At 57.7% G+C, this 19,780-nt stretch carries 21 protein-coding genes and 1 pseudogene; 9 read left to right on the plus strand and 13 right to left on the minus strand.

The features are described from left to right. The first annotated feature begins 472 nt into the window (after window positions 1-472). Window positions 473-691: a hypothetical protein gene (locus AC0L16_RS22115; protein WP_473623256.1), complete on the plus strand. Its 219-nt coding sequence runs from the start codon at window positions 473-475 to the stop codon at window positions 689-691. A gap of 173 nt (window positions 692-864) precedes the next feature. Here AC0L16_RS22115 and AC0L16_RS22120 read toward each other — a convergent pair whose 3' ends face one another. From AC0L16_RS22120 to AC0L16_RS22165, 10 genes are all read right to left on the minus strand, one after another. After that, window positions 865-1,755, minus strand: coding sequence for a hypothetical protein (locus tag AC0L16_RS22120; protein ID WP_473623257.1), 891 nt, complete (start codon window positions 1,753-1,755; stop codon window positions 865-867). A 2-nt stretch (window positions 1,756-1,757) separates the two neighbouring features. Next, a complete protein-coding gene (locus tag AC0L16_RS22125; protein ID WP_473623259.1) occupies window positions 1,758-2,903 on the minus strand; it encodes an AAA family ATPase in 1,146 nt (381 codons plus the stop codon). 1 nt (window position 2,904) lies between these two features. After that, complete coding sequence (locus tag AC0L16_RS22130; RefSeq protein WP_473623260.1) at window positions 2,905-4,392, minus strand: FtsK/SpoIIIE domain-containing protein; 1,488 nt, start codon at window positions 4,390-4,392, stop codon at window positions 2,905-2,907. Beyond that, window positions 4,392-6,422, minus strand: coding sequence for a DNA sulfur modification protein DndD (dndD, locus tag AC0L16_RS22135; RefSeq protein ID WP_473623262.1), 2,031 nt, complete (start codon window positions 6,420-6,422; stop codon window positions 4,392-4,394). The genes AC0L16_RS22130 and dndD overlap by 1 nt, the downstream gene beginning before the upstream one ends. Beyond that, complete coding sequence (locus AC0L16_RS22140) at window positions 6,419-6,625, minus strand: DNA modification system-associated small protein (RefSeq protein ID WP_473623263.1); 207 nt, start codon at window positions 6,623-6,625, stop codon at window positions 6,419-6,421. The genes dndD and AC0L16_RS22140 overlap by 4 nt, the downstream gene beginning before the upstream one ends. Before the next feature lie 41 nt (window positions 6,626-6,666). Further along, the gene (locus tag AC0L16_RS22145; protein ID WP_473623264.1) at window positions 6,667-7,107 is read right to left on the minus strand and encodes a DndE family protein; all 441 of its coding nucleotides are present in this window, start codon (window positions 7,105-7,107) and stop codon (window positions 6,667-6,669) included. Further along, complete coding sequence (locus AC0L16_RS22150; RefSeq protein WP_473623265.1) at window positions 7,104-9,305, minus strand: AAA family ATPase; 2,202 nt, start codon at window positions 9,303-9,305, stop codon at window positions 7,104-7,106. Before AC0L16_RS22150 ends, AC0L16_RS22145 begins: the two co-directional genes overlap by 4 nt. Window positions 9,306-9,351: 46 nt before the next feature. Next, window positions 9,352-10,485 (minus strand): DNA phosphorothioation system sulfurtransferase DndC, encoded by a 1,134-nt coding sequence (gene dndC / locus AC0L16_RS22155; RefSeq protein WP_473623267.1) that lies wholly within the window; start codon window positions 10,483-10,485, stop codon window positions 9,352-9,354. Continuing rightward, complete coding sequence (locus AC0L16_RS22160) at window positions 10,482-11,636, minus strand: cysteine desulfurase family protein (protein ID WP_473623268.1); 1,155 nt, start codon at window positions 11,634-11,636, stop codon at window positions 10,482-10,484. The genes dndC and AC0L16_RS22160 overlap by 4 nt, the downstream gene beginning before the upstream one ends. 477 nt (window positions 11,637-12,113) lie before the next feature. Beyond that, window positions 12,114-12,332, minus strand: coding sequence for a DUF2934 domain-containing protein (locus tag AC0L16_RS22165; protein ID WP_473623269.1), 219 nt, complete (start codon window positions 12,330-12,332; stop codon window positions 12,114-12,116). A gap of 213 nt (window positions 12,333-12,545) precedes the next feature. On the opposite strand from AC0L16_RS22165, the gene AC0L16_RS22170 reads away from it, so the two are divergent. The 4 genes from AC0L16_RS22170 to AC0L16_RS22185 are packed head-to-tail and all read left to right on the plus strand — an operon-like array spanning window position 12,546 to window position 15,518. Continuing rightward, window positions 12,546-12,704, plus strand: coding sequence for a hypothetical protein (locus tag AC0L16_RS22170; protein ID WP_473623270.1), 159 nt, complete (start codon window positions 12,546-12,548; stop codon window positions 12,702-12,704). 45 nt (window positions 12,705-12,749) lie between these two features. Further along, window positions 12,750-14,036 (plus strand): SDR family oxidoreductase, encoded by a 1,287-nt coding sequence (locus tag AC0L16_RS22175; RefSeq protein WP_473623271.1) that lies wholly within the window; start codon window positions 12,750-12,752, stop codon window positions 14,034-14,036. Then, the gene (locus AC0L16_RS22180) at window positions 14,036-14,509 is read left to right on the plus strand and encodes a DUF2269 family protein (RefSeq protein ID WP_473623273.1); all 474 of its coding nucleotides are present in this window, start codon (window positions 14,036-14,038) and stop codon (window positions 14,507-14,509) included. Before AC0L16_RS22175 ends, AC0L16_RS22180 begins: the two co-directional genes overlap by 1 nt. Window positions 14,510-14,567: 58 nt before the next feature. Next, entirely contained in the window at window positions 14,568-15,518 is a 951-nt protein-coding gene (locus tag AC0L16_RS22185; protein ID WP_473623274.1) for an NAD(P)/FAD-dependent oxidoreductase, read from the plus strand. Between the two features lie 46 nt (window positions 15,519-15,564). On the opposite strand, the gene AC0L16_RS22190 is transcribed toward AC0L16_RS22185, so the two are convergent. Further along, window positions 15,565-16,176, minus strand: a complete 612-nt coding sequence (locus AC0L16_RS22190) for a TetR/AcrR family transcriptional regulator (RefSeq protein ID WP_473623275.1) — start codon at window positions 16,174-16,176, stop codon at window positions 15,565-15,567. A gap of 264 nt (window positions 16,177-16,440) precedes the next feature. Between AC0L16_RS22190 and AC0L16_RS22195 the strand changes: the two genes are divergently transcribed. Then, the gene (locus AC0L16_RS22195; RefSeq protein WP_473623277.1) at window positions 16,441-16,902 is read left to right on the plus strand and encodes a GFA family protein; all 462 of its coding nucleotides are present in this window, start codon (window positions 16,441-16,443) and stop codon (window positions 16,900-16,902) included. Window positions 16,903-17,124: 222 nt separating this feature from the next. Here AC0L16_RS22195 and AC0L16_RS22200 read toward each other — a convergent pair whose 3' ends face one another. Continuing rightward, complete coding sequence (locus tag AC0L16_RS22200; protein ID WP_473623278.1) at window positions 17,125-17,445, minus strand: hypothetical protein; 321 nt, start codon at window positions 17,443-17,445, stop codon at window positions 17,125-17,127. Window positions 17,446-17,645: 200 nt separating this feature from the next. On the opposite strand from AC0L16_RS22200, the gene AC0L16_RS22205 reads away from it, so the two are divergent. The 3 genes from AC0L16_RS22205 to AC0L16_RS22215 all read left to right on the plus strand — a co-directional run bounded on the left by AC0L16_RS22205 (window position 17,646) and on the right by AC0L16_RS22215 (window position 19,263). After that, window positions 17,646-18,467, plus strand: a complete 822-nt coding sequence (locus AC0L16_RS22205) for an SIR2 family NAD-dependent protein deacylase (RefSeq protein ID WP_473623279.1) — start codon at window positions 17,646-17,648, stop codon at window positions 18,465-18,467. Between the two features lie 140 nt (window positions 18,468-18,607). Continuing rightward, window positions 18,608-18,856, plus strand: a complete 249-nt coding sequence (locus tag AC0L16_RS22210; protein ID WP_473623281.1) for a hypothetical protein — start codon at window positions 18,608-18,610, stop codon at window positions 18,854-18,856. Window positions 18,857-19,020: 164 nt separating this feature from the next. Then, window positions 19,021-19,263, plus strand: a complete 243-nt coding sequence (locus tag AC0L16_RS22215) for a hypothetical protein (protein WP_473623282.1) — start codon at window positions 19,021-19,023, stop codon at window positions 19,261-19,263. A 55-nt stretch (window positions 19,264-19,318) separates the two neighbouring features. Here the strand turns inward: AC0L16_RS22215 and AC0L16_RS22220 are convergent. Continuing rightward, a pseudogene (locus AC0L16_RS22220) lies at window positions 19,319-19,705 on the minus strand (thiamine pyrophosphate-dependent enzyme); the annotation flags it as partial. Window positions 19,706-19,780: the final 75 nt, after the last annotated feature.

The raw sequence follows: 19,780 nt of genomic DNA on the forward strand, positions 1-19,780 counted from the left end.
TGCATTTGCCGACCCAGATCGATGTAGGCGATGCTGTTTTTCTCACCGCTGCTCATTGCACTCGATCCACGTGCCGAAAGGCCATTGGCTGCAAGTCCGATATCATACGTTTACATATCACCAAGGCAACTTTCAGTGCAACTGCGGGCTCAAGCTGGTACCCGCTATCGTCTGCTTTTGGTCGGAGGCAAACTCCGCCCTAACGACCGAAATCAGGCGCATTGCTGCCATTCGCAATGCGGACAATGAAGGCCACCGATGGTGTATGGGCGTGAGTTCGACTGAGCGGAAGCGAACTTCCGTTTGGGTCAGAACAGATAATCCGCATCGGCTATCAAGCGCCAGGTTTCTACCACTAGAGCTGGACCAGCCGCAGCGCTTCGGCCGGAGAAGCAGCCGTTGTGATCGATCGTCCGGGGAACATTTTCGTCAGCCTCAGATTTAAGCAGAGTAGCTGGTTTGGAGCAGATCAATGGGCATTTTTTCCAACCTCAACAAGAAGATGACGGAAAATCTCTACGCGCATGGCAACGACCTCATCGATCCTGCTGCGGATCTTCCCGAGAGTGTCGAGGACCGGGTCGAACTGTTGATGCCGTTCGTTCAGCCCGAGGCTCGCGAGTTGGTCCGCTCGCAAATCCTTGGACTCATTCATGAGTACCGGAACGAGGAATCCGCCCCATCGAGTTAGAGACCGTTGGAAACTCTACTCTGGCGGCCAGCTGATGGCGTCTCTGCGCTTCCGGTGCCCTATAATGTCCGCTGCGCCCGTTCTCGAAACGTCGGTCCTGGCGGCCGGTGCTTAATCGTCACATCGGCAAGGAGGTCTCCGGCGCAATCTCATTCAGTCGAGCACTTGTGTTATTAAGAGGCCGAACTCGGATTTAGGCCAACTAGGTCAAACATGTCGTTGCGCAGTGAGTGAATGGAGGGAGAGCCCACCAGTTGTTTCGTGAGAATACCCTGCCAGCCTTTTCCCACCGCGAATATATGCTGGAGCCAGGCGAAGGCGGTCTTACCATCAGCTATTCGCAGTTTGTGATACTCGCGGCGATCAATCGACACTGAACGGAGTTTTGCATCGATAGCATCCTGCAAACGCTGGCGCTCAGCCTGAAAAATCGACCAGTCACAGCCAACGCTAGTTATGAGGGTCTCGAGCCTCTCTTCATTGGCCGTCGCGGGATCCCAAAAGATCCGACCAAGGCTGGTCTTGATTTTTCCGTCTCGAAACAGGTTCACGGTCGCGTACTTACAAACTGCTCCCCTGTATTGGAGATCAATGGTGTCCGCTATCGTGGCTTCCACGTCGGTTTTGTTGCGGTTGCCCAGATTGCCAAAGCTGCAGTGGTCCACAATATAGTCGCTTAGTTTCGCGTGGCGAAGGACAAGGTTCTCCATCTCATGTTCGCTGAGATAGATGACAGCGTCCAAGCCGGGCTTGTTGATTTGGAACAGTAGATCTTCGCAAGCGAGGAAAATTTCGAAACCACCTGGTTCTGCAACGGCTGCTTCGCCATCCAGCAGGGCAAAGACGCGAGGGTTTTCGGCCCGTTCGTCCTTTACCCTGTCAATCACTGCCAAAAACCCGGTGGCCTTCGGAAATGACTTGAACTCAATATATTCGTCATAGCCAGTGCCAAGACAGGCGGTGAAAAAGCTCGCATCGGTCTGCGCTTCGACATAGACGATGATCTTACCTAGGTAACGGTGTTCAAGGTCGGTGACGTCCAGCATGTCTCCAAGGTTGGCCATGGCTAGAGATCATCCTCAATCAGAAAGCCCCCTTTGACGAGACCTTCTTCGGCAACGTTGTGCCGGAAGTTGGCCAGCAACTCGCGGCTATGTGTTGTGAAAACAATAGTGAATGCAGGATAGCGCCTGATGAGCTCCTTCAGGGCCTCGAGCAGGCGATTCATCCATTTGGAGTGCAAATGTATCTCCATCTCGTCGATCAGGACAACTGTCGACGTCGTCATATGTGCGATGATGCGGACCAGTATCTGGAGGATCGCGCGCTCGCCGTGACTGAGCGAAGAGAGGGGATGCAAGCCATACCGAGTCTGAACAAATGTCCGCAGAGCTTCGCGCTGTGGCCGCAAAAGCGCCTTGCCGGGATCGTCCTTGAAGAGGATGCCGTTGACGAAGGACAACAGCTCCTCGATTCGGTTGTCATCGAGCCATTCCAGCCAGACCAACAGATTATCGACCGACGATCCCCAGTCGGGGCCATCTGAGTTGAAAACCTGTGCGGGTTGATAGCCCCATCCCTCAGGCCGGATAACTGCCCCACCCTCATAAGGGCTCACGACCCGGCGCTCTGCGGGAAAATACAGGACAGTCGGCAAAAATTGTGACTCACCAAACAGTTGCCTGGGCGGCTCGCCGACCGTGAGCTGGCTGGCATCGAAAAGCAGTTGCCCTAGACGATTGGTGTCCTCGGCGAGTTCGACCCCACGCGGAGTGGCGTTGATTCCAAGCTGGGCCCATTCGTGAACCTGGCTCTGCTCTGCCAACATCTCATCTGTCCAGGTCACCATTGGACCCTGGCTACCGGTCCAGAGCGAGAGCAGCACCGTTTGCGATCGACCGTCGATCGTCCAGGTCCCACGAATGTCGATTTGGGCACGCCCAGACATTGGGAAGGTTGCAAAGCGGCCGGCAGCCGGTGAATTCAGTAGTCCCAGAAGGCCGTAGATCGTCTCCAGAGCGGTCGTCTTGCCTCTGGCATTCTTCGCCAGCAGCATATAGATGTTCGCGGGTCCCGCACCTGTGGCTATGCCGTTTTCGTGATCGATACCCATGAAGCTGAAAGCTTCGGGACCTTGCCGGAAGGGCCCGATATCCTCCAATGTCAGCTGTAGGATTTTCCAGTCGGAAATGACGAGGCTTGAAACTTCCATCTTACCTGACCGCATTTGAAATATCGGCGGGCAGTACGCGGGCACCATGCGCGCGCACAACTTGCTCGCCTGTAAACTTGACGAGCATGTCGCCTTTGCCCAACAATTGCTCGGCTCCTCCCTCATCTAAGATAATCCGGGATTCGGCCGCCTTTTGAACAGTCAGCGCAATCCGACTTGGGATGTTGGATCGCAGCGCGCCCGTAAATGTCGCCGCTTCAGGACGTTGGGTTGCGAGAACGAGGTGAATGCCAACTGACCTGGATTTTTGCGCCAAACGGACAAGCGGGATTTCCACCTCATCTCGCGTCATCATGAGATCGCCCAACTCATCGACGATCGCGACAATGCGGCGTAGTTTGGCGCCTTTGCTGTTGGCCTCGTCGATGTTCTTGGCTTGGAACTCGGCCAGAACGGTCTGCCGGCGATCCATCTCCTCCACGAGCCCTTGCAATGCCGTCAAAGCTTCGTCCGGCGTTACGACAGGCGCACCGCCGATGAGATTTGGCAAACCCTTGTAGCCTGCAAACTCGACTGTCTTCGGATCGATCAACAGAAGTTCAGGCGCAGATTGCATGTCGTCAATCAAGGACAATAGAATAGTGTGCAAACAGATGGACTTGCCGCTGCCGGTTGTGCCTCCCACAAGCAAGTGCGGAGCTTCAACTAAATCGAATAGGACCGGCTGACCGACGACGTCCTTTCCCAATGCGATAGGAAGGGCCATTGCCTGAGCTGCGGAGCCTTTCAACACGTCGCGTAGGGTTAGCCAGTCGACGGATACCCAAGTGGTCGATGGGCGAGGAATGTCGAGCGTGACGGTTTGTTCGGCCGTTCCAAGAGCATAGTTTACCAAGCGATCCCCCAGCCCCAGCGCGAAGCCGATTTTGTCTACGCCTCGTTTTAGTCTGTCGAGGTCATCCAACTTAGCTAGTTTTGCAGTAAAGCGGGTTAGGCGCGGCCCCTGGAATGTGTCGATCAGCGTTGCCCCGACGCCGATCTGTCCGAGGACACGCATCACCCTAGCACCGAGCGCATCGTCCACTTCGATGGCTTGATTTTCGGGCGGTCGCTCTCCGAAAATTTCGTCGACGATATAGCGATTCAGATCCGACTTAGCGTCCCATTCGGCGTCAATCACCGCCAAGCCACGTCGCACATGGCGCTGTAGCGCCTCGTGAAACGCATCGACATCTTTGAACAGATCCACGCCCTCATAAACCGAGAGCATGGCGCAATACACGTCGGTGAAATCTTCACCGCTTGATTTGCCCTCACCAGTCAGCTGCTGCGAATGAAGCTCAATACCGCCTTGCTCGGATGACATAACCGGAAAGGTTTCGCGTGAAGGGGCATCCGGCAGCTGCATAGAGCGAGCCAATGCCACGCGGCCGATTGTCCAATTGTCGAGCTTGGATCGCCAACCCTGCAGCTTTATCCTATCAACGATAGCTCGTTCGCTTCTGCTAAGTTGTACGCGAGCAACCATCAGATCACTCCTGCGAACTTGCCAGACTCAATCCTGGCGGCATCCCCACTTTCGTTGAAGATCGCGTATTCCTTAGCCACTCGCGGCTCCAGAGCGGTGAACTTGCTGGTATCAATCTCAGAGTTTGTCGGCAAGATGATTACCTGATGGGATAGGGCCGGGTAATAGTGACGGATCAGGTGGTCTTGGTTTTGTCGGTCGATACGTCCGAGAGGCGTGTCTATGATGACTGGAATCATAGTGCCCGCGCTGTCCTTGAGGGCCCATAGCAATGCTGTTGCGACCAGCTGCTTCATGCCACTCGAGATACTCGAGCGGCCGATTGATCTACCGCTCTTGTCTCTAAAGCTCATGACATAAGTGTCGTCGAGGTGAATTCGGCCGATCAGCTCGTGTGTAATGATGCTGCGGAACCGCACGTTTACCAGTTCCTCCAGCTCGGCGCGGGTGGACTTCCTCAACCCGTCGCTGACTTCGTTCAACGCTCGAGCGACATCGAGGATATAGCGATAGTCTTTGCTCTCGCTGCTAGCCTGATCGGCACTCGCCTCCAGCCGGGCAATTTCCTTGTTGAGCTCTACCTGACGACGTTGTTCTTCGACAATGCGGCTGTTCAGGCTACCCTTCTCCTGATTGTGTACGGCAAGGGCTTCCTCAAGCTCGGCGATACGCGCGACGACCTTGCGAAATTCCTCGACATTGCCTTGGGCGCCAACTTCAATGTGGAGCAGCGCTTCTCCGACATCTGCCAGGTCGGATTTCACTTCGTGAGCTTCCAGCAGAAGCCGAGCTTGGGCTTCGCGGCGCTCGACTCCCGCGACATTCCAGAATGCAAGGATCTCATTAAGTCTCGCGATCCTGAGCAGGTCCGCATTCGCGAACAAACCGCTGGGTGTCACCTCGTCCACGGCCTGATGAAGGCGCGTCTGCACATGGTCCGCAATGTGCCCAACCTTGCTCTCGGACAATTCCGGCGCGGACTCAGCAACCCAGTGAGGGAGTTGCAAAGATACTCCACGAACGAACGTGGCTTCGGCTGACTTGCCCGAAGCCATTCGGGCTTCAACTTGGTCCGCAGCCTGCTTGACGATGCGAAGATTCGCGATGACTGGAACGAAGGGCGGCAGCTCCTTCACAATGGTCTCAACCAATGTTTCGAGCCGCTCATTCAGTTGCTTTTGGCGCTCCTCAAGAGCCTCGCGTTGAACCTCAGATGCTCCAGAACTCAAGTTGGCACGGCGAAGGTGAAGCTTCCGCAGTTCAACGTTTCCGGTGACGATAAGGTCGTCGATATCGGAAATTTTTTCTTTGCTGACTTCGATAGTGGTTGTTGCCTTGTTCAGATCGTTTCGCGCTGCAGTCAAACGCTCTCGAACGCTTGACCCTAGCGATCGCCGTCGGCGATCCTTCGCAATAGCCTCGACTTCGTTTGCCAGGTCATCCACGAATGTGATTTGGAGCAGCCGATCGATATGGGACTGCTGACTGCCCGAATTTTCTGCCATCGACTTGATTTCCTCGCTGTCGAAGAAGAAAAAGTTAATGAAATCGGTCGGCAGTATCTGCTGCAGGAAATCCTCTGCTGCTTCAGCGGCGAGCCTGATCCCATCTTTATCGTCTATATAAACCCCTTCGGTGACCTCCGAGCCGGTGACAGACCACCAACGGACCGCCGTGTAGACATTTTCCCGGCTCTGCCAGGTAGCGGAGATGCTGGCCTCCACTGGTCCGTTGACCACTTCAGCACTGCGACGTGCGGCGCGGTTGAGCGCGCCGGTCCAATTCCCACCGTCGCCGTTCATGTATTGCGCTAGGCTTAACTTGATCGGCGGGAAGGCTGCATTGTTGCGCACATCGGTGGTTGCACCGGTGAAGAGCAGTTTCACCGAGCGCAGGAAGCTTGTCTTGCCGACGCCATTTCGTCCCCAGATGAGGATCAGATTCTTGTCCGGGGTGGTGCTGGATAGATCGAACTCAGCGGGTCCATTGTACGCGAAAACGTTATCTAGAATGATTTTAAGAAACTTCACTCGGTCGCCTCCGTACGGCGCCTTTCAATTTCGCGCTCGACGATCTGATTGATGTCGCGTCGGAAGTTCGGTCGGGATCCCCAAGCCAACAAGTCTCGATGCTCGGATTCGAGCGCTAGAAGTTCATGGACGATAGAAGGATTGATGCCCTTTTCCTTGCACACATCGGCTACGATCTTAGCGCGTAGTTCTTTGTTCTGCATGCCTTCCCTCGCCCTCAAGATGACGCGCCATACGTATCCTATTAAAGTGTCGGAAGTGAAAAGATTTTTTGCGTGAAAGGCAGGAGGGCCACCTCAATGGGTTGAGGTTCTTTCGGAGCCCTTTTTTCAAGCAGACCGATACCGCGTGTCCAATGCGCTCCAACCAGGTCCTGGAACTCCTTTCGGGACATCGCGGCATGTCCGGAATGCTGCGTAATCATTGCGATCCATAGCGTCAGGTCAGCCTCGTCCTGGCCGAAAAGCGTGTCGCCCTTGATCGGTTTTCCGCTGAGGTCGGCAGCCGATTTGGGCAAGGACGGATCATTTAATGACAGCGCCAGTGCAATTCGCGCAGGTTGGTAGCGGAACTGATAGCCGAAGAGTTTTTGTAGCCGGGAATTTGCGAGGTCGCCGGACAGAGAAGTCCGGAAATCTGCGCGAATAATATCGCCGATTTGTAACTCTTGTATTGGCTGCATCATGCTGCTTGCCGCGGAAAGTATCCGCTCTCGAGGATCGAATAGCCCTGACCCTTGTCAGACATGACATAAGATATGTGATATTCCGCCGCAAGTTTTGGTTCTAACTGGTTGTAATAATGCGCATTCACTTCGGCCGGCTGCGAGAGCAAGATGGTCTGGACGCGCCGTCCAGCGAAATAATCCAAGATCCGCTCGCGGTGATCTGGATCCAAACGGGCGAGTGGCGTGTCGATGAAGAGGGGCAATCGCGACCCACTCATGTCTGAAACAGCTGCGATGAGTGACATTGCGAAGACTTGGCTTTCGCCAGCCGAAGGGTCAATTGCCCGCAAATCTCGGCCCCGATGGTCAAGAAGGGCGACTGACCCCGTGCTGTCTATGGTGACGGCCTGTACCGCACCCTTATGGGCAAGCTGTCGGTAAATCTCGGTAACTCGAGCGGCAAGCTCGCCGAAATGCTCTGGCATTGAATGCGTGACAAGGACTGACAGGTTCTCCACTAGCCGTTGACCGGCGCTCACAGCGGCTGATGCAGTGGAGGCTCCGCGCCTTTGCGAACGTCGCCGTTCCAGATCTGCGCGCACAGGCTCGATTCGTGTTTCCAGGCGAACCAGGTTTTGGTCGAGAGCTCGGCGTTGCCCTTCTTTCGCGAGGATGTCTGCATTGATGATCCGCAGTTCATCGGCCAGGGCTACGCGATTGTTCGCCGCTGACTGAAGTCTGGCGCGCTGAGTATCGATGGTTTCGATCTCGTTTTTAGCCGTCTGGATGCGACTCAAGAGTGCCGGAATCACAACTGCAACATCCGCTCTAGAGGTTTTGAGCACCTCTAAGACGCGACGGGAATCATGCCCTTTGAGATAGCCGTGAACGCTTGGCGTTCCCACGTCACCCTTTGGTGCAGAAGCAAAGGCGAGAGTCCACGCTTGCTCGGTCCGCCCAATAAGGTCGTGCAACGCCTCTTCCGAAAGCTGCGGGGTTGTAAGCGCCAGAGCCCGCTGTAGCAATTCCAGCGCTTTCGTGTCCTGACCTACGGCGAATCCACCACTTGAAGCCGCGGCATCTAATGCTTTTGCTGTGGAATCGAGGAGGGTTTGACCAATCAGAGCAAAGGGCAGCAGACGGCCGCTCGCAATCGACAGCTCATGCCTGGCGGCCTGCAGCTCAAGGTCGGCTTTGCGTCGTGCCTCAAGATCTTCGTGGCGCTCGCTGTAAGTCCCGTTTCCCAGAGAGCCCAGGCTATGCACAATGTTGTCGCGGCACTGACGGAGCGGGACCAATTCCGATTCGACCTTGGTCAGCTCCTTTTTGACAAGAACAATCTCTTGCTCCTGCAGAGCGACTTGTTGAGTCAAACTGGCTTCGACACTGTCAGCTTGCAAATCTCGGCCACGGTCCTTTGCGTAATCGGATAAGTCGTCGATCAGACCGCGAACAACCGAAATGCCGAGGGCGCTTTCGATCCCGAAGCGCACCTGGTCCCCAAGCTCTCTCTCGGCGAGGCGTCGGACATGCTCGCCATCGAAAAGGAAAAACGGCAAAAGGCTTACTGGCGCGATCAGGCGTTCAATCATCGAGAAGTAGTATTCTGCACCGCCATCTGTTGGAATCGGCACAATATGGCGGTCATCGCCGAGCCGCAGGACGAGCTCCTCGTCTTCTTCGGAGAAGACGCCGTTATCGTCAATATACCATCGGCGATCAACTTCAAGGAGACCTTGAGAAGTCTCTAGCTCGATTTTAATGCTGATGACCCTTTCGCCGCTTTCGAATGCAGGACGGTGCATAGCGCGCTCAATGAAAGCCCGATAGTCAGACCGCTTCGGTTGCGAACTTGGCTCGCCGGCATCCCAAGGGGCTCGACCGCGATCGATGTGGGCTCGAACTCCGTATAGGCCCGTAGCGATCGCCTCAAGGATACTGGTCTTGCCGTTGCCGTTTTTGCCACCGACCAAAACCACCGGTTTGGACGGATCAACATTCGGAAATTGCATATCGGCGGCATCGAATGCCTTCCAATTTCGAAGGACAATTCTCCGAAACGAAAAGGCCTGACCTGCGCGCCCTGGCGACAGCCTCGTCCCGAAATTCGGCAAGGACAGATCTGCGGAACTGAGAATCTCATCGAACCTGTTGAAGAGCTTGCGGCGATTACCTGCGGCGCCCATCATGTTCCGGGCACTGATGAGCAAGTCCAAGACTGTGGTCGTCATAACGAGACAGGGCCTTCGTGTGCTCGTATTGTCACGCGGGCTCAACTTTTAGCATGGTCACCGCGTCCTCTGCCCATATTCGCTTAATGGCGCCAATCTCATCTGGCGAGATCAAGGTGATAAAAACTTCGGCCTGAACATTCAACAAGCGGTCGAGGATTTCTTGTCGAGCCTCCAGTGTGAAAGGCCCAGGTATCAGCCGTCCCTCGCCCACGAAGTTATGGCTTCCGTTGCGACGTGCGGCCATTCGCATATTGCCGTCTTCACGAATAGCCTTGAGCCAGTCGCGGAATTCAAGCAGCGGCTCGAGGTTGCCATATCCCGACTCGATGAAAGACTCTGCACTTTTATCTTTGTCGACGACAGTGCAGGTCCAGCATCCGAAGCGGGAAGAGGCTGTTCCGCAGGAGGGGGTTTCGGACTTGTCAGTGACGAGCGGGCATTCGCCGCCGCCCGCATTGCGATACATGGTGATCAGCTCGCGATGCGTCCCGCCCCAACTCGGTGTCGATTGAAGCAAGGTTTGCCATACTTCGTCAGTCGATAGTTCCACGATAGGCTTGTAGACAAAGCAGTTTTGCAAACTGTTGTGAGGGTTCAGTCGCTCTCCATTGTCGTATCGCGCGACGCTGCGCGCGCGCTGACCTGATTCTTGCCTGCGTACGCCGAGTAGCAAGATCGTCCGTCCGGCAGCACTGACCTGAGACTTGATATAGTCGGTCGTAGGCGCAATTTTCATGCGATCGGTGCACCAGCGAAACGTCCGACTTGGAGACGGATAGCCACGGCCAATCAGATTCACCCAAAATGTCTGCTCCACCGGAGGGGTCGTCTTGGCGACGAAGACCGGCAGGCGCAGAGGATCGATGGCTAAAGAGATACGATCGAGTACGCTCTCGAGGTGGCCGGATATCACCGGCGATTCCACCAACGTATCATTCGCAACTATGTGAACGGCGCGGCGTCTCTGTCGGGGTGGTAGAGCCAGCAGCATCTCGAACACCAACTGCGCTAGCAATGTGCTGTCCTTTCCTCCTGAAAAGCCGACGATCCACGGGACATTGTGGGGCTGGAGATATTCGTCCTTGAGGTCGGCCAAAATGCGCTGCAGTTTGAGACCCAAGTCAATTTCGTCGTCTAGAGGGGTCAGCATTGCTTCGGTCAAGATCGGCTCCGGGTAGATCGCAATGAACTGACTGCCGTCTGAAAGGCGGCGATGGCCAAGTCCACATCCTCGTCAGTCGTTGTCCGGCCTAAGCCAATACGCACCGCCATCTCCGCACGCTGCTTGGTCAAGCCAATAGATAGCAGTACAGGTGAAGGCTCGAGTGACTTCGCGTTGCAAGCGGATCCGGTCGAGACTGACAATTGGTCTTGTAGCCGAATGGCCAAAGCTTCGCCATCGACATCTTCGAAACCCACATGCACATTTCCCGGCAATCGTTGCGTAGGAGGGCGAGGGCCGTTCAGCCAACTACCCGGAAGGTCGGTCAGTGCGACGATGAGGCGATCGCGCAGTGTGGCAAGACGGGCGTTTTCCCGATCCATTTCGATCTTGGCCAATCGAGCAGCCTCTCCCAGTCCCGTGCACAGCGGCGTGGGCACTGTGCCTGAACGCAGGCCGCCTTCCTGGCCACCACCAACGAGCAGGGGGGTAAGCTTGGGTCGAAGTTTTCTGGTGACGAACAGTGCTCCAATGCCACCGGGCCCCCCCATTTTATGGGCGGAAATACTGGCCATATCGAGCAACGAGCTGTCGACCTGAACTTTGCCTAGAGCCTGAGCCAAATCGGAGTGAAAGTAAGTGCCGTTGGATCTGATGCTCTGAGACAGGTCCTTGATATTCTGTATCGCCCCGATCTCATGGTTCGCCCATGCGATGGATACGAGTCCAGTACTAGGTCGTAACGCCGCGATAAGCGTGGCGGGCTCGACCAACCCTTCGGCGTTGACTGCTAAGCGATCCACGGAAAAGCCGGAGGCTGTCAAAACGTCGGCCGCTGCCAAAACTGACGGATGCTCAGTGTCAGCCACGAGTATGTGCGTTCGTTTGACCCCTTGTAGATGAGTTGCCAGGCCACGAACTGCCAAATTGTTAGCCTCGGTGGCACCGGAGGTGAACACAATTTCACCGGCGCGACACCGGAGAAGAGCCGCAAGGTGGAGGCGTGCCTCTTCAACCAGTTTATGAGCAACTGCTCCGTGCTTATGACTTGAGTGGGGGTTGGCATCGCCGAGTTCGAACGCCTTGAGGACCTGTTCAAGGACGCGAGGGTCGATTGGCGAGTGGGCGTTGTAGTCAAGGTATATTGTCATCTTGGTGCCGATTCGTTCGAGGCCAACCTACCACAAAGTTGGCCGGCGAGGTCATGGGCGCACAAGTTTGCCAGAAACTCCGAGCGGTGCGACAGGTAAACGGCTCGTCAGCTGCTACATGGCGGAGCACCTACGAATGCAATGGCCAACTGTAGCGGATTATCTGAAAATGAGACCAATTGCCTGAACTGTGCCGATGGCTCGCTTGCATCCACTCTTAGGCGCGTCAATCGTGTGCGGGAAACTGCTGGATTGCATTCTTCTCAGGCGGAGCCTCAGAGATTAATGTACGGAGTGCTGTGTTCCGTAAGCGGTGTTTCCGGACCACCTTTCAGGAGTGGTCTGGATCTGTGAGGTTGCCGGTTCTGTAATGGGATCCGAGATCGACTTGTGTCTGGACTTGACCTTACGCTTGACCCGGAGCGGCAGCCTCGACGTTTCGAGGTGATCAACGGTGCTGGTGGCCGGCGTCAGTGGTCAGGACGTCGGCTGGCCGTGTCGGGTACCGCCCGTGTCGGGTTCGGAGCCGGTTCCAACGGTCGGGTCAGGGACGACCGGGCCACGTTCTGCTTCGGAGCCCTCTGCCTCGATCTCTTGAACGGCCTGATCCCAATGCTCGCGCTGCCGCCCTTCGGGACGGCCTTCACGCTCCCAGATTTCATGGGCTCGCCGTCTGATACGCTCTTCTCTGTCCATAACAGGCCTCCTGATGCCGAACCGCGCGATCGACGGTTTGTTCCGCACGGCCTGGCATTCGTCTCCGGTGCATTTCGTACAGCTTGCACTCCACCTGGAACGGCCATTGTCACCGCGCAGGACCGTTGGCGGTCCGGTTGACGAAGCCCTGCTTTACTCTAGTTCAAGTTGCACACCAGACTCGTGGTCGTGCGGCGCCGGGAGGGCAATTGTTTGGGAGCAACGCTGCAAGCGCGCACCATGAACAGCAGCGAACGTCGCCGCCTTCGACTTGAATGCCTCATCATCGACCCTGAGCAGCTGGCCGAAAGACGTGTGCTTTCGCAGCGCCGGAAAAACATCGATGATATGGAAGAGATACGCGCCGAATAGAACGGCGACGATCTCGTGGTTGCCGTTGCCGGAGATCGGGGTCCGATGAGAATTCTCGTTGCTGGAGCCACCGGGTTGATCGGCGCTTCGATCTGCGCCCGCCTCGCCTCCGAAGGCCATGAGGTGGTCGGCATCGCCCGTAGCCCTCGGGCAAATGCAGCCCATGATTACCGGACATTGGTGCTGGACATGACCGCCGCGCTACGCCCTGAAGATTGGCTGCCGCATCTGGCCGGCGTCGATGCCGTGGTGAACTGTGCCGGCGTTCTGCAGGACAGCCCTCTCGAAAAGACCGGGCAAGTCCATCGCGATGCGGCGGCGGCTCTTTTTCTCGCCTGCGCGCGGGCCGGCGTTTCCAGGGTCATCCACTTCTCGGCAATGGGTGTAGATCGGGCACAGCCTTCGTCGTTCTCGGCGACGAAATATGCCGGCGATCAGGCGCTGATGGCGCTTGACCTCGACTGGATAATCCTTCGTCCATCCGTGGTGCTCGGCCAGCCTGTGTTTGGGGCCAGTGCATTGTTTCGCGGCCTGGCCTCGCTGCCTGTCCTGCCGTCAATGCCAGATACCGGCCGGCTGCAGGTTGTGCAACTAGAGGATGTGGTCTCGACGGTCCTCTTCTTTCTCAACCCCGGCAGTCCGTCTCGTGTCGCACTGGAGCTTGCCGGTCCCGAACAGCTGACCATGGATGAGATCGTCGGTAGTTTCCGCCGCTGGCTCGGCTGGGCTCCCGCTGCCAGGGTTGTCCTGCCGGGATGGGGTGCGCGGCTTCTCTACCGCCTCGGCGATTTTGCCGCGATGCTCGGCTGGCGGCCTCCAATGCGCACCAATGCCGCCAGGGAGATCGCACGGGGAGCGGTCGGAGATCCCTCGGACTGGATTTCCCTGACCGGCATGCGGCCACAGAGCCTAGCGCAGTTCCTTGCGCTCAACCCGGCGACGGTGCAGGAAAAATGGTTTGCCGGGCTCTACTTCATCAAGCCTGCAACCTTCGTCGTGCTGCCGTTCTTCTGGATCATGACAGGGATCGTGTCGCTGACCACTGGCTACGGCAACGGCATCGACCTCATGCAAAGCACGGGGGCTGGCATGTTGTCGGCGCCTGCCGTGATCGCCGGTGCTCTTGCCGACATCGTCGTCGGCGCACTCATAGCCTGGCGGCGAACGGCGCGAAAAGGTCTCTACGCCGGCATCGCGCTCTCGCTGTTTTATCTGATACTGGGCACTTTCCTGCGCCCCGACCTGTGGAACGAGCCACTTGGGCCGTTTCTGAAGGTCTTGCCGATCATCGTGTTTCACTTCGTTGCCCTGGCGATCCTGGAGGAACGCTGATGCTCTATTTCGTGCTGAAGTTCCTGCATGTCATCGGTGCCAGCGTGCTGCTTGGCACCGGCGCCGGCATCGCGTTCTTCATGCTTCTCGCCCACAGGACCGGCAACGCGGCAACAATTGCGGCAGTGGCACGCATCGTAGTGGTCGCCGACTTTCTCTTCACTGCAACCGCCGTCGTGGCGCAACCGATAACCGGCGTCGCGCTCGCCTGGCTGGCGGGTTACTCGCTCTCCGAAGGCTGGATCGTGCTGTCGATCGCGCTCTACATCGTCACGGGTGTGTTCTGGCTGCCGGTGGTATGGATGCAGATGGAAATGCGCAATCTGGCGTCCGAAGCCGCCAAAACGGGGGCGCCGCTGCCGGCCCGGTATTTCAGGCTTTTCCGGCTGTGGTTCGCCTTCGGCTTTCCCGCCTTTGCTGCCGTCCTCGGGATTTTCTGGCTGATGATCGCGCGGCCGGCGATCGAGTGGTAACGCCTTGCCGTGACGATGTCTCGGCTTCGATGTCGGCTCTGGAACATCCTTCCCATGAATGCGTTCGGCGCGCATGGATCAACCCGCGCGCAAACGCCGACATTCAGCCCCATCCGCGACTGAAGCGGATGTTCTCATTGTTGGCGGTGGACCTGCGGGGCTGGCGGCTGCTGTCTATCTCGGCAGGTTCCGTCATCGGGTCGTCGTGGTCGACGAGGGTGAATCGCGCGCGATGCTGATTGCGCAAAGCCGCAACTGTCCGGGATTTCCGGAAGGGATCAGTGGCCCCGATCTTTTGCAGCGGCTTCGTGCCCAGGCCGCCAAGTTCGGAGCGACGCTGGTCCAGGATCAGGCGTCATCGGTTGAGCCGACCGTAGGCGGGTTTGGCGCCGAGACCAACGGCGGGCGGATCGTCGCCCGCAAGGTATTCCTGGCGACGGGGATCGTCGACGTCGTGCCTGCAATTCCGCGTCTGCGCGAGGCCATCGCCAAAGGCACCGTACGCCTTTGCCCGGTTTGTGACGGCTACGAAATCATGGATCGTCAGGTCGCGGTCATCGGTCACGAGGCGCAGGTGCTGCGAGAGGCCTTGTTCCTCAAGCAGTATACGCAGCACGTCACAATCCTCGCACGCTATCTTCCAGATTTCTCCGCCAGCACACGGCGCCTGGCCATGGAAGAGAACATCGCTGTTTGCGACGCGTTCAAAAAGTTCGTTCCCACCGACAGCGGCTACCAAGCGATCCTCAAGGACGGCGAGGTGCGCCATTTCGACGTCATCTACCCGGCGATGGGATACCGGGTGCGTTCCGACCTCGCGCTGGCAATGGGCATCGAATGCTGCGACGAGGGCTATGTCGTCGTCGATAAGCATCAGCGGACCTCGGTCGAAGGGGTGTATGCCATCGGCGACCTGGTCAGGGCCCTGAACCAGATCGCAGTCGCTTTCGGCCAGGCTGCGATCGCCGCGAGAGATGTGCACAATGACCTGGCCCTCGGCTACGAATAAGGCCCCTGAACGGATTATAGGATGAACGGGATGGCGCCAGTTAATGTCATGTTGCTGGGCTCGCCAGCCCTTCCAACAGTGTGCTCAAGGCCGCATCCAAGGGCGCCGATCCCACCTTCTCGGGCACCAGGAGCCCATCGATGGCAAGCATAGTCATGCCGTGGACGAGTCCCCAAGCGGCCGCCGCCTGACCTTCTATCGGCCGCTTGCGAATGTTCCCCGCGGCCTGGCCGCGCCGGAGGATGTCGAGGAGAACATCGAATACCGCCAGCGCCCGCTCATTGAGATGCATTCCCACCGCTTTTCCCTCCTCCGCGCTAAACATCAGGCGGTAGAGAGCCGGGTTGTCGGTTCCGAACGCGACGTAGGCTCGAGCTATCGGAGTAATTTCGTCGCGCAGAGTTTTCGGCGCTTTAGACTTCGCTGCCGATAGGGACTCGCGCAGCCGGTCGAACCCAATCATAGCGATCTCCGCAAGCAGCGCAGCCTTATCGGGGAAGTGCTTGTAGGGTGCCGCGTGGCTTACGCCAGCCCGGCGGGCGACTTCCCGCAGCGTGAACTGCCAGCCCTTCTCCTCCCGAAGCATATCCAACGCCGTCTCGATAACCGCACGGCGGAGATCACCGTGGTGATAGGGGCGGTTGGTTGCGTCCTGCATGGTACCTCAAAGTTTCTTGTGAATACATTGTTGACAGTGGCTACTTGAGGGGCTACATCAAGGGCGTAAGTTTCTCATGTCTACATCGGAGTGGACCATGAACGCAATCGCAAAAATCGCCGACGCAGATCGGCTAGGCAGTCTCCTCGCCGGTCGCGTGCTGCCTTCCTGCGTGACGGAGCGCCAGCCGATCGATACCATCCTCAACATGAGGCTTCGGTGGTCGAAATTCCGATTCCCAATGACACCGAGGAGCATCAGCACATGACCACCGACCCATCGTTGCCGTTACGCGGCTCCTGCGAATGCAGCGCTTGCTCGTTCGAGGTGCATACGTCGCCGAAAGCCAGGTTCCGGTGCCACTGTTTGATCTGCCAGGCCTTCAACGGCAAACCGTTCGCGGATGTGGTCGCCGTTCGCGCCAAGGGTGTCGTGCTGAAAAACGCCGGCAATATTTCATTCAAGAAATACCGTCCGCCGCCGAACTTCAATCGCGGGGTCTGCCGGACTTGCGGCAAGCCGGTTGTGGAGGTTGCCGGCTTTGGGCCGTTCAAGATGATGTTCATCCCGGCCAGCAATTTCGAGCCCGGGGCCCGGCTGCCGCCGGTTCGGATGGATATATTCTATCACCGTCGTGTGCTGGACATGCCAGGTAGCCTGCCCAAGTACAGCGGCTATTACCCGAGCCTTTTGGCAGTCGGGAAAATGATCATGAGTGGCTTGTGATTTGATGAGTCCATTTATTTGGGTGCAATCGACGTGATGGGCTCGGCGTTGTTCGGCATCTACCTGCCGTCATGCGGCATCATCGGCTCGATCTTCGGCAAGATCGGCTAGGTTCATCACGGCGCTCACCGAACTGAGCTATGCTTTGGGCGTGATATGGCAGCGCGGGAATCTGTGCCCGTTTCGTGTTCGGGGGCCGATAAGCTCTGGAAACGTACCTCGCTAGCGCAGCATGGCTGCTATCACGAAGACCGCGGCCGCTACGAGAACGACTGCGGCAATCACCAGCACCGGCCAGTTCTTGCCAGGCTGAAGATCAGGCTCGCTTCCTGCCGGCCGCATCGCATCGCCGAAGCTTGCTTTATTCGTGAACTCAGGCTGTCCCCGTGGACGAGCCTCGGCGACAGGATTTGGCATACCGGCCGCTTCGGCGTCGGTCTTTTCAGGTGCCGCGGCAGGGTCGAACGCTGGGGTCTTATCCTGTGTCGCCCCGGCCTGAATATCGCCTCTCGCTTTGGTCTGATCTCGTCGGACGGCCATCATGGTGTCTCCCTGGCAACCAAACTTCGATCTGGCTCAGCGGTTCCAGTCTGCGCCGCATTTGCTGAACACCCCCGATTTTCTGAACAGACCTGATTTTCTGAACAGCCCCGATTTCTGAACTGACTTGGCGATGATCCGGCTTCTCCGGAACAGAGGGCGCCGTTCGCAGTTGTGTTGGATCATTGCCTGGTGAGTTGGCCATGCCGTCTGCACTTGAGCAACTGGCTCAATCCGTGAAAGAGCGACGAGCGATCCTGTTCGTCGGGGCGGGGGTGTCGATGAGCGTCGGCCTGCCATCCTGGGAGAAGCTCATCGAGCATATGGTGGATGAACTCGGCCTCGAGCGGGACCTGGTCGACAGGCCTGAGTCCAGTTACCAGGCTCTTGCCGAATATTACCGGCTAAAGCATGGCAGTCTCGGCCGCTTGCGCAGTTGGATGGATCGCGAATGGAGCGTCTCGCGGCAAAAAGTCAAGGGATCGGCGATCCACAAGCTGATCGTGTCGCTCGATTTCCCGATCATCTACACCACCAACTATGATCGGAACCTTGAGGTTGCGTTCGAAGTCCACGACCGCGCGTTCGTGAAAGTCGCCAATGCCAAGGATATCGCCAAGGTGAACGGCGACGTTACCCAGATCATCAAATACCACGGCGACTTCGACGACGACGCATCTCTGGTGCTGGCGGAATCCGACTATTTCGAGCGGCTGTCATTCGAGTCGCCATTGGACGTGAAGTTTCGCGCCGACGCACTGGGGCGCACCGTCCTGTTCATCGGCTACAGCATGTCAGACATGAACATCCGTCTGTTGCTGTACCGGCTTTGGGAAACCTGGCGCCGGTCAGGTTATGAAAGGAATCGTCCGAAATCGTTCGTCTTCATGCCGCAGCCGAGCGTCGTCCAGGAAGCGGTTCTCGGACGCTGGGGTATCGACATGCTGACCGACGAGGCCGATCGGCCGGACGATGCCCTGGTGGCATTCCTGGGCAAGCTCAAGGACGCGATAGACCCCGCCTAAATTAGCAGCATGCACTGCGCTGAAGCCGAATCGTTGGCGGCAAAGTTCGGAAAGCTCGCTTCCGATTGACCCGGCGGGGAACATTGTTGATCGCTACGACGTTCATAGCCGCGAAGGGATGCTGTTTGCGGAGGCCTATGATGGGCCAGTTCCAAATGATCGATCTCGTTTCCGTCATCGACGCCTGCACCACCGACCGCGCCGCAGGGCGATTGGTGTCGATGGCCAAAGCCGTCGAAGAGTTGCGGGTGCTGACCGGTGATTTCATCTCGTCGGACGAAATCGTGGCCAACGCACTGTCGCCGGTGGCGTGGGCGCGCGGCTGCGCGGTTCTGTTCGACGAGCAGCCGGGCGCCGACATCCTGCACGCGCCATGGCAGGATGCCTGACCGGCGCAGGACGCCTAAGCGTCGCCGAACATCGGCAGCCGTGGGACCGCGGGGTGCTGCCCGCGCCGCATATGGCGGCCCATCAGGAGTGCCGGCAGTCGGAACCCTAACGTCACAGGACCGTTTAATCGCCATGCAGCGAGTGAGGCAATCGGAGAAACGCCGTGACTGAAAACGAAACCCGTTACGAACATGGCGCGACCAAGTACCCTCCCAAGAAAGTTGCGGACGCGTCGGATCAATTCTCCCAGGAGGCGGCCGGTAACAAGAAGCCTGCTGGCGGCATGGGCCTGACCCGGTCAAGGGAGGTGGAGGACAAAACCCGTCAGTCCGAAGGGCAGGACCCGCCCAGGCAGTCCAAGCCAGATTCCGCGAGCGAAAAGACATCCAGCGCCACCAAGCAGTGACCGGTCAGGAACACTGCAGGTCAACGGCGCTTGGTCGCCAAACAGGCAAGCGCCGTCAGCCCATCATCGTCTTCAGCGGCTCCCGAGCGAGGTTTGCTTCGATCTCCTTGCGGCGTTTCCCGCAGCGCCGTGCGCATGTTCTCATTCGTTCGGCATGCGCGGCGGCAGCATAGGTTCATATGCGTCGACGACCGCCTCTATGATCACCGGGCCTTCCGCGGCAAACGCGGCATCAAGAACCCCATCGACGTCCTCAGGCCGGGTGACGCTGGTAGCCGATGCCCCCGATGACCTCCGCGGCCAGGGCGAAATCGATTGGCTGGAGTTCGCAGGCAAATTGCGGGTTGCCAAGGAACATCATTTGCTCCCAGGCGATCTGGTTGAGCATGTTGTTCTTGATCACCAGAAGCTTGAGCGGAATCCTGTAACGCACGGCCGTCGAAATGTGTCGACAAGGATCTCGGCGGTGTTGGGCATGGTTGCCTCCAGTGTGTTGTCCCGGGCCAATGACCGCCCC

It is taken from the genome of Mesorhizobium sp. WSM4848, assembly GCF_055811375.1.